The following is a 14,399-nucleotide window of genomic DNA, read 5'->3' as shown; positions in this document are numbered from 1 at the left end:
CTGATTGTTGCTGATGAATACAGGATAACGGATTGTAGCCCTGGCGGTATATGCTCTAAACATCAAACGAGGTGGTATATGAGACTCGACCGAATAAGAATCGTTCTGGTTAACACGACCCATCCTGGTAACATCGGTGCCACTGCCCGAGCAATGGCGAACATGGGTCTTGATCGCCTTTATCTCGTTGCACCACAAACGTTTCCATCGGGCGAAGCTACGGTTCGCGCCGCCGGCGCCGATCATCTACTCGAACGTGCAACAGTCTGCGAAAGCCTGGATGATGCGGTGGCCGACTGTGGACTTGTGATTGGTACGACCGCACGGCAACGATCGGTGGGTTGGGTTGAGTTTTCCCCCAAAGCTGTCATGGCCAAAGTAAGAGAGCGAGTCTTGACAGATCAAATAGCCTTCGTATTCGGTCAAGAAGCTTCTGGTTTGACTAATAGTGAGCTTGAACGTTGCCAGTATCATGTTCGCATTCCGGTGGAAGAGGGGTTTGCGTCAATTAATCTGGCAGCGTCGGTTATGATCATGGTGTACGAGCTTAAGAAAACTTTTGAACCGGATGCTCACAAAACAGAATTAGTTTCCGATCAAGAACGACTGGCTACCTCGTCAGAGGTTCAAGGATTTTACAAGCATCTGGAAGATATGCTCATTGAAACAGGATTTCTAAAAACGCCTTCCCAGAAACTGTTACGCAAGGTAAAGCGTATATTCAGTCGTACGCCTCTGCGCGAGGATGAGGTCAATATTTTGCGTGGCATATTGACCTCGATTCAGTGCTACTGTCGTAAGGATTAGGGACCATGAGGCAGTCGTTGCATGTTAGACTAACGACTGTAATGCTGGGAAATATGCGAGTCCGAGGCAAATTGGCTCTCAGCAACAAAGAAGAAAATTAAGCCATGACGATAACATTGACCAAAGCAGCTGCAACTCGTGTACGGGAATATCTCAGCGTACGCGGCTACGGCGAAGGACTTAGATTGGGTGTAAAAACGACAGGTTGTTCCGGTCTGGCCTATGTTGTGGACTATGCGGATAAAATCGACGAAAAGGACAGTATATACGTGAGCCAAGGGGTTAACGTCATCGTAGATAGTGACAGTGTCAAGTACCTCGACGGCACGGAGATAGATTATCAGGCAGACGGTTTGTCAGCGGTTTTCAAGTTCAAAAACCCCAATGCAAAAGATGAATGTGGCTGTGGCGAGAGCTTTACAGTCGACTGACCCAGTATCCGCTCCGAATTCTTTCGTTGAGGGCGCCGCGGCGCCCTTTCTCTTTACGGTATTACTGTCATGACGACGCGGGTTGAATCTGCTGTGCCTGATAGTCTAAACGCGACCGGTCGCCGCGCGGCTGTGAAGACCTTAGGTTGTAAAATCAATGTTTACGAGTCTCATATTATCGCGCAGGGGCTGATTCGTGATCACTGGACAATGGTGGATTCGAGCCAGGAAGCCGATTTATATGTCATTAATTCCTGTACCGTAACTCGAGAAGCCGACCGCCAGACCCGCCAAGAGATACGGCGGGTGCTACGGCGTAACCCCAGTGCCAAAGTCGTTGTAACAGGGTGCTACGCGCAACTCGCCCCAAACGAACTCACAGAAATCGATGGGGTTGATCTGGTCGTGGGAAACGACGCGAAATTCAGCATCCCTGAGATTTTGCGTGCAAACACGGTAAGCAGCGATCTGCAGGACCAAGCGGACAAGTATTCTGACTACGGTCTGGGTAACGGGTCTTGCATGCCGCCGGAGTTGGTGCCCCGTTATGATGACCAGACGAGGGCCTTCGTTCAGGTACAGCAGGGGTGTGATCATTCATGTACTTTTTGCGTCATTCATAAAGCGCGGGGTCCTAGCCGTTCATTTGAGGTTTCTGCAGTACTTGAGCAGGTTGAGCAGCTCATATCCCAGGGGCACCATGAAATCGTAATTTGCGGTGTTGACCTGGGATCGTTTCGTACTTCAGAGACAAATGATCCGGCGGAAGTTCAAGGTGCTGGGCTGGTAAGACTGCTCAAGAAAATAGATGATCTGAGCGGGGATTTCAGAGTTCGACTGAGCTCGATTGACCCTCACCACATTACGGATGAACTGCTAGAACAATTGTCGTCTGGCGGGAGATTCTGCCCTTATCTTCATGTGTCGATTCAAAGCGCCAATACGTTGATTCTCAAACGTATGAAACGGCGTTACAGTCGAGAACTATTGTACGAGCGTGTAATAAGGGCACAAGAAATGGTACCGGATTTGGTGCTAGGCGCAGACCTGATGGTCGGATTCCCGACCGAAACGAATGAACAGTTTCGGGATACTGTCAACGCAGTAGAGGATCTGCAGATCCTCTATCCCCATGTATTTCCCTATTCGCTCCGTGACGGTACACCTGCATCACGCATTCCTGCCCAGGTGCCTCTCGAGCTGCGACGTGAACGCGCCAGTTTGATCAGGGTAGAGAGCGCGAAATGGCGCCATCGCGCACTCCGTTCATGGTCTGGTCGATCGAGCGAGGCTTTGATTGAGCGTTCGTCAACCCGGCCGATGCCTGGTTATAACGCACGGTTAGCCAACTATATGCCGGTTAAAGTAGATGTCTGCACCGGCGACATCGGTGAATTTGTCAACGTTAGTGTCATCGCAGTGCAAGCCGATACTTTGATTGCCGAGGTTATACGCAGGTAATAAAATCATAGAGTTACGCGATGCTGTCAGTAGTGCCCGCTAACGACTTCTGGTTCCGTGTTTTGTGTCGGTAAACTTGGATGGAAGCGCAACACAGTCAGCCAACCCAATTTAACCCAATTCACCCCACCAAGCCGGAGTATTCAATGACGATTGAGCAGACCCTATCCATCATAAAACCTGATGCTGTTGCTAAGAATGTAATCGGCAAGATTATGGATCGTTTTGAATCGGCAGGACTCAAAATCGTTGCCTGCCGAATGATGCATTTGAGTCGTGAGCAAGCAGAGACCTTTTACGCCGTGCATAAGGATAGACCGTTCTACGGTGAACTGGTTGAGTACATGATTTCGGGTCCGGTAATCGTTCAGGTCCTAGAGGGTGAAGCGGCCATCCAACAAAACCGCGGCGTGATGGGTGCCACCAATCCGGCAGAAGCCACGGCCGGAACCATCCGTGCCGACTTTGCAGAGTCAGTACAGGCGAACGCTGTTCATGGATCTGACGGGCTGACCACAGCCCTACAGGAGATCAATTACTTTTTTGATCCGTCTGACATTTGCAGTCGCAATTGAAATGTAATGACTGAGCCTGAACGTCAAAACCTGATCGGCATGGCTCGCATCGAAATGCAGAGTTTCTTCGCGAGTCTGGGTGCTCGTGAGTTTCATGCCCGCCAGGTGCTGCGGTGGGTCTATCAACGCGGGGTAAATGACTTTTCTCAGATGACCGATTTGAGCAAGGTTTTGCGGGATCAGCTCCAGCAGTTGGCGCAGATCTCTGTTCCTGAAACAGTTACAGTCCGGCAATCTTCAGACAGCACTCGAAAATGGTTGCTGCGACTTGAAGATGGCAACTGTATCGAGACTGTCTTCATCCCTGAAGACGACCGCGGTACCTTATGTGTATCTGCCCAGGTGGGTTGCTCGCTTAACTGCACGTTCTGTGCCACCGCCAGGCAGGGATTTAGTCGGAATCTTACCACCGCCGAAATCATTGGACAGCTGCTGGTCGTTAAGACGGATTTGCAGGCACTTGGCTACGGGGATAGGCCAGTAACCAATGTTGTGATGATGGGGATGGGTGAGCCTTTATTGAACTATGACGCGGTTGTTGCCGCGTTGCATTTGATGCTGGATGATCTTTCGTTTGGCATGTCGCGCCGGCGAATCACTTTAAGCACGGCGGGCGTGGTGCCCGCGTTAGAGAGACTTGCTCTGGACTGTCCTGTAAGTCTGGCAGTGTCGTTGCATGCGACAAATAACAAACTCCGAGACGAGCTTGTTCCATTGAACCAGAAGTATCCGATAGAACAGCTGTTGCAATCTTGTCGTCGTTATGCAGCTGGCGGAAACAAACGCCAAGTAACTTTTGAATACGTAATGCTTAAGGGTGTCAATGATTCAGCAGGGGAGGCGCAAGCACTGGCCCGATTGTTGTATGGCCTGCCAGCAAAAATCAATCTTATTCCTTTCAATAAATCGGCTGGAATAGAATATGAATGTAGTGATCAAAGTACAATAGATGCTTTCCGGAGGATTCTATTATCCTCTGGTTTAATGACGGTCACACGACGCACTCGGGGTAAGGATATCGAGGCTGCCTGTGGGCAGCTCGCTGGCCATTTTACAGATCGAACCAGAAGACGCTGGAAACACGAACAGGCGATAGCACAATGTTGAAGTTAAACGTTGCAGCCTTGACCGTCGTCATCATCCTCCTCACAGGTTGTGTTACTGACGACCAAGGATCGAAAACATGGAGCGTGCCTCAACGAGTTGATCTCCATACACGCCTGGGTCTTGCATATCTCCAGCAGGGGCGTTTGGCTGCTGCGCAAGAAGCGCTGGAATATGCATTGGCGCTCGGTCCGGGTCATTCGGGTGCACACCACGCGATGGCCTTGCTGAAGTTGAAACTCGGGCATACAACGTTGGCCCGTGAACATTATGAACACGCAATTGTTGCTGATCCAGGTAACTATCGGGTCAGAAACGACTTCGGCAGTTATCTATGCACCTTGGGGCTTCATTTGGAGGGCATAGACCAACTGACAACTGCGTTGAATGACCCGTTCAATCCCAGTCGATATATCAGCCACTACCGGATAGGGGTGTGTATGAATCTAAGTGGTCGGCATGAGCAGGCTTACGAGCATCTCGCCAAGGTTTTGCGGGTTCAACCAGTAAATGGCCCTGTGTTGTACGAAACTGCTGCCGTGAGTTTTAGACTGGGCCGGCACCTGTCGGCGCGTGGTTTTCTGGAACGGTATTTTGAACTGGGTAATCCCACCCCGGACAGTTTGCTGCTGGCAGTGAACAACGAGAGGGAGCTTGGGTCCGACTCGCTGGTGGAGCACTATGCGTACCTGCTGCGTACGTCTTATCCCGATAGCCCGCAAGCTGCTGAAGTGAAACAGCTGATTTCGGGTGCTCAAGGTGGCTGATATGGGTGACAGGACTGGCTCTACACCCGGTGAGCTATTGCGCAGTGCTCGTCAGCTTTATGGCTGGAGCGAGAAAGAGGTCGCGGATGAACTTAATTTGCTGCCCTATATTATTCAGGCGCTTGAAAACGACGACTACGATCAGTTGGCTGGATGGACGTATGTGGTCGGTTATTTACGCAGCTATGGAAAACTGGTCAACGTCAATGTCGAAAGTGCCATACAGCAGCATGAAAAGTTTCTGCCGCCGACCCAAGATGGACCGGGTACGATCACAGAAAATATTAACCACCGGCAGCCCATTGCGATTCATTATCGCTGGGTAGTCACTGTCGTCGTGATGATCGTTGTTGTGGGTGGGCTTTATGGTGCCTATCTAAAGAGATCCGGCGATGTCGAGAGAATTGATCTCGCCAGCAACGAACTCAACGATGAACTGGCAAAGATTCAGAAGGAACCTGTTCCAGTCGACACGCGATCTGAGAAAACCAGTGAGGCTGAGTCGGTCTCGAATAAAGGCTCGACGGTGACGGAGGAGGGAAAAGTCATTGGCGTGATACAGGTTGCACCATCTTCTGTGACAAATAACAACAAGATTGGCGAAGCTGAATCAACTGCTGGTACAAGGTTGGGCGAGTCACAGCAGACAGTGGGTGATGATTCAGTAGCGATGCGTAACGACCAGACTGTTTCCCCGACACCGGATTCTAAACAAATAGCCGTACGCCCGACTACGACTGATCTATCGCGGAATACAAGCGTAAAGAAGAAACAAAGCAAAAAGCAGATTTTACAAACAAACGTGGCTCCGGAGCGGTCGGCAATCAATCCCGTTGCAGACGTACTGGTGCAGACGGGTTTTGTAGCACAGGTAAGATTGTCACGAGCAGAATCCACTCCTGCCGGCAGTAGCGGATTCGACACTTCAGAGACGCCAGTAGAGGGGATTAAGCTAAAGCAGTCCAAAGTCCTCGCAGGTCGGGAGTCCGGTTTGCCCGGAGTCGTGGCTCAGTCGAGGCACAAGATCACCATTGTGCTTAAACGCGGTAGTCAGGTCATAGTGTATGATGGTGAAGGTGATGAACTCCTTCGGCGCTATTTGCCATCGGGTAAAGTAGTCACGCTATCTGGAACGCCCCCATTCGATGTTCGCTTGCGTGTGTCCGAAGGCGTCCGGGTGCTCTATGACGGAAAGGTGGTCGAGATCCCATCTCCTGATAATGGTGGGCAAATCCGTTTTCAAGTCGGCATCACTCAGATCGGTGGCAAGCATAGGGCCATCACAAACCAAGGTCGGGGAGAATAGCTCCAGGTGGAGAAGATCAATTCTGTGCGCGGTATGAATGATCTGCTGCCAGGGCGATCCGATGTCTGGTACCGGGTAGAAAGCGCAATTCGTGAGGTTGTCAATTCATATGGGTACCGAGAAATACGGACGCCACTGCTTGAGCGGACGGAGCTTTTCAAGCGATCAATTGGTGAACAGACCGATATCGTTGAAAAAGAAATGTATACGTTTGATGATATCAGCGGCGACAGCTTGACTCTGAGACCCGAGGCGACTGCGGCCTGTGTGCGGGCTGGAATCGAGCATGGGTTTTTGCACAATCAACACCACCGGCTTTGGTACATGGGGCCGATGTTTCGGCGGGAACGACCTCAGAAAGGTCGCTATCGGCAGTTTCAGCAGTTTGGAATCGAGGCCTTGGGATGGTCAGGCCCGGATATTGATGCTGAAATCATGATGGTCGGGACTAGGCTTTGGCGGCAACTCGGACTCAGTCGGTTGACGCTCGAGATTAACACCCTGGGAGACCCGGAGGCGCGTGGGTTGTACCGTGAGGCGCTCAAATCCTATCTCGATCGACACCGAGATGATCTTGATCCAGACAGCCAACGGCGACTTGATCGAAATCCGCTACGCATACTGGACAGTAAGGTCCCGCAGACCAGGCAGATATTGGCTGAGGCTCCGGATCTACTCAGTTTTATTGACGGTCAGTCGAAAGACGACTTTTCGCTTTTGCAAACTATTTTGTCTGAGAACGGGATTGAGTTTGAAGTCAACAGCCGATTAGTTCGGGGGCTGGACTATTACACGGGACCTGTATTTGAATGGACAACTGATTTGCTTGGAGCACAGAACGCCGTGTGTGCTGGCGGCCGCTATGATGGTCTGGTGTTGCAACTGGGTGGTCAACCCGTACCGGCTGCAGGATTTGCGTGTGGTGTTGAACGTTTGGTCGAGGTTTACGAGAACATTGCGGGCTCCACCGTGAACAATCAACCCGATGTCTGGGTGTGCGTTATTGGGAGTCATACGATGAGTTACGCCTTGAAGACTGCCGAGAAGCTTCGCGATACTGGAATACATACTGTCGTTAATTGCGGGGGTGGGGCGGTTAAACGTCAACTTCGGCGGGCGGATCAGAGTGGTGCTCAATTACTCGTTGTGATTGGCGATGACGAGTTTACGAACGGCTATGCCACCGTTAAATCATTGCGTGAGTCTGGTGACCAGACTCAGGTCAACGAGTCGGAACTCGCTAATTATGTTTGTTGTAGGTTGAGTGAAGCAAAAGTAACGAGCGAGGGTGATGATGGCTGAGAACGACAAAATACTGGAAATTCATGTTGCCGAAGATGATGACACTCAAAAACTAAGAGCGTGGTGGAAGAAGAATGGCATGGGAATGGTGGCGGGAGTCGCTATCGGTGTCGCTGGAGTTGGCGGTTTCAAAGGTTGGCAGGTGTATACCGAGAATCGTGCTTTATCGGCATCTGACGTGTTCCAGGAAATGCTGGCATACGATGAATCCGGTTCGGTCGAGCAGGCACAAGATCGAGCACAGATGCTCGCTAAGGACTACCGGTCCACACCATATGTCGATATGGCCTACCTGATGATCGCAAAACTGGCGATAAAAAATAACGAGCTTTCGAATGCCATGGAAGCACTCACCCATGTCATGACAAAGTCAAACGATCCAGCGATGCGTCAGCTCGCTCGGCTTCGGCTGGCCCGAGTGACATTGTTAGCGGGTGACCTGGTTCGGGCACAAGAGTTGGTAACCACAGACGATGTCGGTGGTTTTGAGTCCGAGTACCCGGAAGTTCTCGGCGATATTCTTGTTGCGCAGCACAAGTACTCTGACGCCGCGGAGGCCTACGATCGAGCGCTTCAGGCACTTGCACCGGCATCTTCCTCCAGGGCCTTACTCACGTCCAAACGAAACTATGCGGGTAGTATCGGTAGCAACCAGTGATTAAGCAGTTGTTAGCCGTGACCATTGTGGTCACAGTGGTGGTCGGCTGTGCACCGCGCCCGATTCATTTTATGCGTGAAGGCCCGCCACCTGCAGTTGTACCCGAGCAATCCTCTTTCAAGGTGGCACCCATCTGGCGATTTGATACTGGGGAATCCTACGATTCGGCCAATATTCTGCTGCAGCCATTAGTCGAGGGGTCACGAATATTCGCGGCAGAACCGGGGGGTAAGGTTTACGCCTTGGATGCTGCTACGGGCATTGTTGTCTGGCAGGTGGATTCGGAATTGGAGATTTCAGCAGGGGTCGGGTTCGGACATGGAATTGTGGTCGTGGCTTCGACGGAGGGGCAACTGCTGGTCCTAGATGCGACTGACGGAAATTTGCTGTGGCAGTCTACTGTTGGCGCAGAAGTGCTTGCGCGGCCCATCGTCGCAGACGAGCGTATCATTGTTCGGACAGGGGACGGCCAAGTTATCGGTCTGGACAAGAACTCCGGCACGGTTAGTTGGCGTTTAAGAAATAATGTACCTTCGCTCAGTGTTCGAGGGCTGTCTGTGCCTGTCCAGGTTGATGAAATTGTAGTGGTTGGTTACGCCAGTGGTCACTTGTCCGGGATAGACACCGAATCTGGGCGGGAGCTCTGGAAAACGCCGATTTCCCGTCCTCGGGGGTCCAATCAGATAGACCGCCTGATCGATATTGATGCAGATCCTCTGATAGCAGGTAACCGGCTGTTTGTGGCCGCCTACCAGGATAAGGTGTATGCGATTTCCTTAACGGCTCAAAAAGTAGAGTGGAAGATGCCAAGATCTACCTTAAGGAACCTGGCTGTCAGTGACAATGAATTGCTAATAACACTGGATGACGGTGTTGTGGTGGCACTTGACCAAAAGACTGGTATCGAGGTATGGAAGCAGGATCGACTCAAGGGCAGAGGGGTAACGAATCCTATCGCGATTCCAGGTTCTAAGTATTGTGTGGCCGGCGACTATCAGGGTTATGTTCATGTAATGGATGTAAACACAGGTCAGCTAAAGGGTCGAGGTCGAGTCCGTGCTGGCGCAATTATGGCAACGTCAGTCAGTCAGGATTTCGAAGGATTTTATACATTGTCAGAACAAGGTACGATTACAGCCTGGCTGCTTGACGAGGGCAGCTGAGGAAAACAATTTTTAACACCTTCCACTTGGTGAAGGTGAAATACGATGCTCCCGGTTATCGCACTCATTGGCCGACCCAACGTGGGTAAGTCGACGCTGTTTAATCGACTGACCCGCAGTCGCAAAGCATTGGTAGATGATCAACCCGGTGTGACTCGAGACAGGATTTATGGAATGTGTCTTCAGGGTCGTTTACGGTGCTTGGTTGTTGATACTGGTGGTCTTACGACCAGAGGTGGTGCGATCGAAATCGCGGTTCAAGAGCAGATCGAGCACGTATTAGGTGAAGCCGACGCTCTGCTGTTTTTGACAGATGGGCGTGCTGGTGCTGTACCCGAGGAATTTGAAATAGCGAAACGGTTGCGGCAAAGTGGCCAAAAGGTTTTCGTGGTCGTCAACAAAGTGGAGGACCTGGAGCCGGACATCGTTTCAGCCGAGTTTAATGAACTTGGTTTAGGGATCCCAAGAGCGGTATCGGCAAGAACAGGTTTTGGTGTTGTCGATCTTCTTATGTTGCTGGAGACTGAGTTTCCGAGCGTAGAACATAAGCCTGAACAATCTGATCGTCCGCGTGTAGCGCTCATTGGGCGACCCAATGTCGGTAAATCTACGTTAACGAATGCGTTGCTGTCGGAAAAAAGAGTAATCGTCACTGACGAACCGGGCACCACGCGGGATAGTATCGAAGTTGCCTTAGATAGATTCGATCAGCCATTAATGTTGATTGATACGGCAGGTGTACGTCGTCGCTCCAGAGTCACACAGTCGCTGGAGAAATTTTCTGTGGTGAAGACCCTTCAGGCGATAGCGGATTCGCAGGTTGTCGTGCATATTCTTGACGGCCGGCAAGGGGTACTAGAACAGGACCTCACAATCGCTGGCCTGATCCAGGCGAGTGGCCGGAGTGTGGTGCTGGTTGTCAATAAATGGGATGGAATGGAACGTCGGGACAAAAATTATCTCCGTCGGACGTTGGATCGGCGATTTCCATTCTTGCCCGAACACCATACACTCTATATCTCCGCGTTGTATGGCAGTGGAGTTACCGATGTGGTCAAATCAGTGATGGCCGCTTTGCGCTCCAATTGGATTGAGATGCCAACTTCCCGGCTCAATGCTGTGTTAAGAGAGGCCATGACACGTCACGCTCCACCTTTGCGGCAGGGCCGTCCGGTAAAGATCAAGTATGCCCACCAGGGCGGCAAAAACCCACCAACCGTCGTGTTACATGGCAATATGCTTGAACAGTTGCCAGCGAACTACCTACGATACATCGCAAGTACTTTTGGTAAAGCATTTGAACTGGTGGGTACACGGGTTCGGCTTGAACTGCGAACATCAAAGAACCCTTATTCCGCTGGTAGGCGGACATCCGGAAGACAAAAATCATCCAGAATTCGTGGTCAAGCAAGGTAAAAGAAGTACAAGCTAGAGCCTGATTTGCCAGTTCAGTCTGAGTCCGTGTGGTGACTGGTGGGGTCGGTCAAGTCTGTGCTGATGCCTGTCACGGTGCTGCTAACGCTACCCTGGCGTAACTCCGTAATTAGCGCATCCCCAGGGGTGGTATCAGCCGCTGAAGTCACTATCGTACCATCGGTTAGACGTTTTACGATCGCGTAGCCCCGCCCTAGTGTTCGTCTTGGGTTGAGAATCTCAAGTGCGCCTTCAGAGGTACCGACCTGTTGCCGATGTAAGGCTGTGATGGTTGTGCCCGAACGTTGCAGACGGCGTAAAAATGCCTGAAAGCCAACTTGATTTGATCTGATGGTAGCAACGGGTGAATTGACGTGCAGTCGCTGAATTATCTGTGTCAGAGCCAAGCGGTAGCCGTGGAGGGGTTCGCGGACAGCCGACTGAAGCCTGGCCTGTTGGGCAAGAAGTTGGTAACGCTGGCCGTTGAGACGAGTCTTGGGGTGGTGCAGTCGTCCTGCTGCGGCATCTAGTTGCTGTCCGCGATCCTGTAATATTCTGAGCATCGTCAGAGATATTCGATTGCCCAAACCAGCTAAACGAGCGGATAACTCGTTTCTATCGGGCGTCACTGCTTCTGCAGCCGCTGTCGGCGTTGCGGCTCGAAAGTCGGCAGCAAAATCAGCGAGTGTAAAGTCTGTTTCGTGGCCAATTCCAGTAACCACAGGAACGGGGCAGGCGCGAATCGCGTGAACGATAGTTGCTTCGTTAAAAGCCCACAGGTCTTCAAGACTGCCCCCGCCTCGAGCAAGGATCACAATTTCACAACTCCGAATTTGTCGTATTTGATTCAATGCGTTGACGATAGCAGGAACTGCATTATCGCCTTGCACAGCAACTGGCAGCACGAGAACTTTTGCCATCGCAAACCTGCGTTCCAGCGTCGTTAAAATGTCGTGTACTGCTGCGCCGGTAGGAGACGTGATTACGCCGATCTTGTTGGGTATGGAGGGCAACGCTCGCTTTATATTTTCATCAAATAAACCTTGTCGTTCGAGTTCAGCCTTGAGCTGTTCGAATCGCCTTCGAAGTTCTCCCTCGCCGGCAGGTTCGACGTAATCGACAATAATCTGGAAGTCGCCTCGACCAAGATAGATCGAAGGCTTGCCTCGGATTAACACAGCAGTGCCTTCCTCAAGTGGCAAAGCAAGTCGAAGTCGGTGAGTGCGGAACAAAGCGCATCTCACTTGTGAGTCCTCGTCTTTCAGTGAAAAATACGCATGGCCTGACCTTGGGGTTGCAAGATTCGAGATCTCACCCCGTACCCAGACTTCTGGATAGGATTCTTCTAGAAGGTCGCGGATTGATCGAGTGAATTCGGAAACACTAAAGACATGGTCGATCAACATTGGAGCATTGTGAATTGTTGATCGATGAAACTCAACAAATAAAAAAGCCGGCTTTGCCGGCTTTTTGGCAACAACTGATCAGTGAGGTTAGTAAAGTGGTTTTGCCTGTTCCTGTGACTTGGCCTGGCTGATTCCAGACAGCGCGGCCCACGATACGAGAGCAGCCAGTCGTTTTGCTTCATCGTTATGGCCTTCATCAAGCTTCTTTTTGGCAAGCTTCAGGAGTTTATCAATCCCTACAGCGCCAGATCCAGTTGCTTTGTCAACGAGACGCCATACCGCACCGGCGCGAGTGGCAGATTTCAAATCCTGTTCTGCCTGGGTTATGGTTTCAGCAGCATTGCTGCCGGCGTATACCGGTGTAAATACCAGGCTCAGTGATGCAATGAACGAAACTAGGAGAAGATCGCGTAATCGATTCATTCAGTAGTCTTATCGAGCAGATAACTGCTGCTTGGCGTCGGTATTGAGTTACACAGACCCCGCAAGGTTTACCCGTGGAAAGTCAACTCCTATAATCCGCTGATGGAAGACATGGAACTTGCGCTTACCTTTGACGATGTCCTCCTTGTCCCTTCTTTTTCGGAAGTTCTACCTCGGGACGTCAGTTTGAGCACGCCATTTAGCCGCAATATCGCCCTCAGCTTGCCACTGGTCACCGCGGCGATGGACACGGTGACCGAATCGGAAACCGCCATATGTATAGCTCAGCAGGGCGGGATAGGTGTTGTGCACCGGAATCTGAGTCCTGATGCACAAGCCGCCCAGGTGTCTATCGTGAAAAAGTTTGAAAGTGGGGTGATTACAGACCCTATCTGTGTCGCTGAGACAGTGACCGTTCGAGAGGTTATAGATCTTACTCAGAAAATGAAGATATCGGGTGTCCCGGTTCTCGATGCTTCGGGGCGGTTGACGGGCATAGTGACCAGCCGAGATCTCAGATTTGAAACACGTTTTGACCAGCCGATTACGGCGGTAATGACGTCCAGAGATAAACTGATTACTGCGCCGGAGGGTGCCGGTAAGGGTGAAATCAAACACTTGCTGCATGAACACCGAATAGAAAAAGTCCTGCTGGTAGATGATGATTTCGAACTAAAAGGCCTGGTCACAGTTAAAGACCTACAGAAGCAGACCGAATATCCAACTGCGAGTAAGGACGGGAAAGGTCGATTGCGCGTTGCCGCTGCTGTAGGCACAGGCGCAGATACACAGGAGCGGGTAGACAAACTTGTGGATGCGGGTGTCGACGCAATCGTTGTGGACACGGCCCATGGGCATTCCAGAGGTGTGCTCGATCGAATAGCATTAATTAAGCGGGAATATCCCCAAGTCGATGTTGTTGGCGGAAATATAGCGACAGCGGATGCAGCGCTGGCGATGGCCGGAGTTGGTGCGGATGGTGTAAAAGTAGGGATCGGTCCAGGATCTATATGCACCACGCGAATCATCGCGGGCGTAGGGCTTCCCCAGATTACGGCAATACAGGATGTGGTCAGAGGGTTGGTAACGTCAGGAATACCGCTGATCGCCGATGGGGGTATTCGTTATTCCGGTGATATCGCCAAGGCAATTGCTGCTGGTGCCCACTGCACGATGATAGGCAGTCTTTTCGCGGGTACAGACGAATCTCCAGGGGAGATTGAGATGTATCAAGGACGCTCCTATAAAAGTTACCGTGGGATGGGGTCTCTGGGTGCTATGGAACAGGGGTCAAAAGACCGATATTTTCAGGAAGGTGAACCTGATGTTGCTAAACTCGTACCGGAAGGAATTGAAGGTCGCGTGCCATACAAAGGTCCGATGGCATCAATCGTTCATCAACTTGCCGGTGGTCTTCGCGCAAGTATGGGATATACCGGCTGCCCTGACCTTAATAAAATGCGAACCAGATGTCGTTTTGTGCGTATCACCCATTCAGGTATGCGAGAGAGTCATGTGCACGATGTCGCCGTGGTCAAAGAAGCACCAAATTACAGTAGCGATACCTGACACGTTCGGGGTAG

14 protein-coding genes are annotated in these 14,399 nt (G+C 51.3%); 12 read left to right on the top strand and 2 right to left on the bottom strand.

The features are described 5' to 3' along the window. Positions 1-78 precede the first annotated feature (78 nt). The 11 genes from MK323_04155 (at position 79) to der (ending at position 10,990) form a co-directional block, all read left to right on the top strand. The gene (locus MK323_04155; protein MCH2481352.1) at positions 79-807 is read left to right on the top strand and encodes an RNA methyltransferase; all 729 of its coding nucleotides are present in this window, start codon (positions 79-81) and stop codon (positions 805-807) included. A gap of 104 nt (positions 808-911) precedes the next feature. Continuing rightward, positions 912-1,238, top strand: a complete 327-nt coding sequence (locus tag MK323_04150; protein MCH2481351.1) for an iron-sulfur cluster assembly accessory protein — start codon at positions 912-914, stop codon at positions 1,236-1,238. 69 nt (positions 1,239-1,307) lie between these two features. After that, entirely contained in the window at positions 1,308-2,699 is a 1,392-nt protein-coding gene (gene mtaB / locus MK323_04145) for a tRNA (N(6)-L-threonylcarbamoyladenosine(37)-C(2))-methylthiotransferase MtaB (GenBank protein MCH2481350.1), read from the top strand. A 146-nt stretch (positions 2,700-2,845) separates the two neighbouring features. Further along, on the top strand, positions 2,846-3,274 hold the full coding sequence (ndk, locus tag MK323_04140; GenBank protein ID MCH2481349.1) for a nucleoside-diphosphate kinase: 429 nt from the start codon (positions 2,846-2,848) through the stop codon (positions 3,272-3,274). 6 nt (positions 3,275-3,280) lie between these two features. Beyond that, positions 3,281-4,381 (top strand): 23S rRNA (adenine(2503)-C(2))-methyltransferase RlmN, encoded by a 1,101-nt coding sequence (gene rlmN, locus MK323_04135; protein MCH2481348.1) that lies wholly within the window; start codon positions 3,281-3,283, stop codon positions 4,379-4,381. Continuing rightward, the gene (gene pilW / locus MK323_04130; GenBank protein ID MCH2481347.1) at positions 4,375-5,145 is read left to right on the top strand and encodes a type IV pilus biogenesis/stability protein PilW; all 771 of its coding nucleotides are present in this window, start codon (positions 4,375-4,377) and stop codon (positions 5,143-5,145) included. The genes rlmN and pilW overlap by 7 nt, the downstream gene beginning before the upstream one ends. Position 5,146: 1 nt before the next feature. Further along, complete coding sequence (locus MK323_04125; GenBank protein ID MCH2481346.1) at positions 5,147-6,451, top strand: DUF4115 domain-containing protein; 1,305 nt, start codon at positions 5,147-5,149, stop codon at positions 6,449-6,451. 33 nt (positions 6,452-6,484) lie between these two features. Continuing rightward, positions 6,485-7,753 carry a histidine--tRNA ligase gene (gene hisS / locus MK323_04120; protein MCH2481345.1) on the top strand — a complete coding sequence of 423 codons (1,269 nt, stop codon included), beginning with the start codon at positions 6,485-6,487 and terminating at the stop codon, positions 7,751-7,753. Further along, a complete protein-coding gene (locus MK323_04115) occupies positions 7,746-8,411 on the top strand; it encodes a tetratricopeptide repeat protein (protein ID MCH2481344.1) in 666 nt (221 codons plus the stop codon). The genes hisS and MK323_04115 overlap by 8 nt, the downstream gene beginning before the upstream one ends. Before the next feature lie 17 nt (positions 8,412-8,428). Beyond that, entirely contained in the window at positions 8,429-9,574 is a 1,146-nt protein-coding gene (gene bamB / locus MK323_04110) for an outer membrane protein assembly factor BamB (GenBank protein ID MCH2481343.1), read from the top strand. A gap of 45 nt (positions 9,575-9,619) precedes the next feature. Continuing rightward, entirely contained in the window at positions 9,620-10,990 is a 1,371-nt protein-coding gene (der, locus tag MK323_04105) for a ribosome biogenesis GTPase Der (protein MCH2481342.1), read from the top strand. 32 nt (positions 10,991-11,022) lie between these two features. On the opposite strand, the gene xseA is transcribed toward der, so the two are convergent. Together xseA and MK323_04095 are read right to left on the bottom strand one after the other, a co-directional pair. Then, a complete protein-coding gene (gene xseA, locus MK323_04100; GenBank protein MCH2481341.1) occupies positions 11,023-12,393 on the bottom strand; it encodes an exodeoxyribonuclease VII large subunit in 1,371 nt (456 codons plus the stop codon). Between the two features lie 87 nt (positions 12,394-12,480). Beyond that, positions 12,481-12,816, bottom strand: coding sequence for a hypothetical protein (locus MK323_04095; protein ID MCH2481340.1), 336 nt, complete (start codon positions 12,814-12,816; stop codon positions 12,481-12,483). 102 nt (positions 12,817-12,918) lie between these two features. Here MK323_04095 and guaB point away from each other — a divergent pair, with 102 nt between their 5' ends. Continuing rightward, positions 12,919-14,385 carry an IMP dehydrogenase gene (gene guaB, locus MK323_04090; GenBank protein MCH2481339.1) on the top strand — a complete coding sequence of 489 codons (1,467 nt, stop codon included), beginning with the start codon at positions 12,919-12,921 and terminating at the stop codon, positions 14,383-14,385. Positions 14,386-14,399 lie beyond the last annotated feature (14 nt).

It is taken from the genome of Gammaproteobacteria bacterium, from assembly GCA_022450155.1.
Lineage (GTDB): Bacteria > Pseudomonadota > Gammaproteobacteria > Arenicellales > UBA868 > REDSEA-S09-B13.
The sequence above is the reverse complement of the archived record's forward strand: the minus strand, read 5'-3'. Positions and strand labels throughout refer to the sequence as shown.

What these genes read in the sequence shown, in the direction of transcription:
- rlmN (MCH2481348.1), top strand. Translation starts at nt 3,281, where the DNA reads ATGACTGAGCCTGAACGTCAAAACCTGATCGGCATGGCTCGCATCGAA.
- MK323_04125 (MCH2481346.1), top strand. Translation starts at nt 5,147, where the DNA reads ATGGGTGACAGGACTGGCTCTACACCCGGTGAGCTATTGCGCAGTGCT.
- xseA (MCH2481341.1), bottom strand. Translation starts at nt 12,393, where the DNA reads ATGTTGATCGACCATGTCTTTAGTGTTTCCGAATTCACTCGATCAATC.
- MK323_04115 (MCH2481344.1), top strand. Translation starts at nt 7,746, where the DNA reads ATGGCTGAGAACGACAAAATACTGGAAATTCATGTTGCCGAAGATGAT.
- mtaB (MCH2481350.1), top strand. Translation starts at nt 1,308, where the DNA reads ATGACGACGCGGGTTGAATCTGCTGTGCCTGATAGTCTAAACGCGACC.
- MK323_04155 (MCH2481352.1), top strand. Translation starts at nt 79, where the DNA reads ATGAGACTCGACCGAATAAGAATCGTTCTGGTTAACACGACCCATCCT.
- ndk (MCH2481349.1), top strand. Translation starts at nt 2,846, where the DNA reads ATGACGATTGAGCAGACCCTATCCATCATAAAACCTGATGCTGTTGCT.
- der (MCH2481342.1), top strand. Translation starts at nt 9,620, where the DNA reads ATGCTCCCGGTTATCGCACTCATTGGCCGACCCAACGTGGGTAAGTCG.
- guaB (MCH2481339.1), top strand. Translation starts at nt 12,919, where the DNA reads ATGGAAGACATGGAACTTGCGCTTACCTTTGACGATGTCCTCCTTGTC.
- MK323_04150 (MCH2481351.1), top strand. Translation starts at nt 912, where the DNA reads ATGACGATAACATTGACCAAAGCAGCTGCAACTCGTGTACGGGAATAT.
- pilW (MCH2481347.1), top strand. Translation starts at nt 4,375, where the DNA reads ATGTTGAAGTTAAACGTTGCAGCCTTGACCGTCGTCATCATCCTCCTC.
- MK323_04095 (MCH2481340.1), bottom strand. Translation starts at nt 12,816, where the DNA reads ATGAATCGATTACGCGATCTTCTCCTAGTTTCGTTCATTGCATCACTG.
- hisS (MCH2481345.1), top strand. Translation starts at nt 6,485, where the DNA reads ATGAATGATCTGCTGCCAGGGCGATCCGATGTCTGGTACCGGGTAGAA.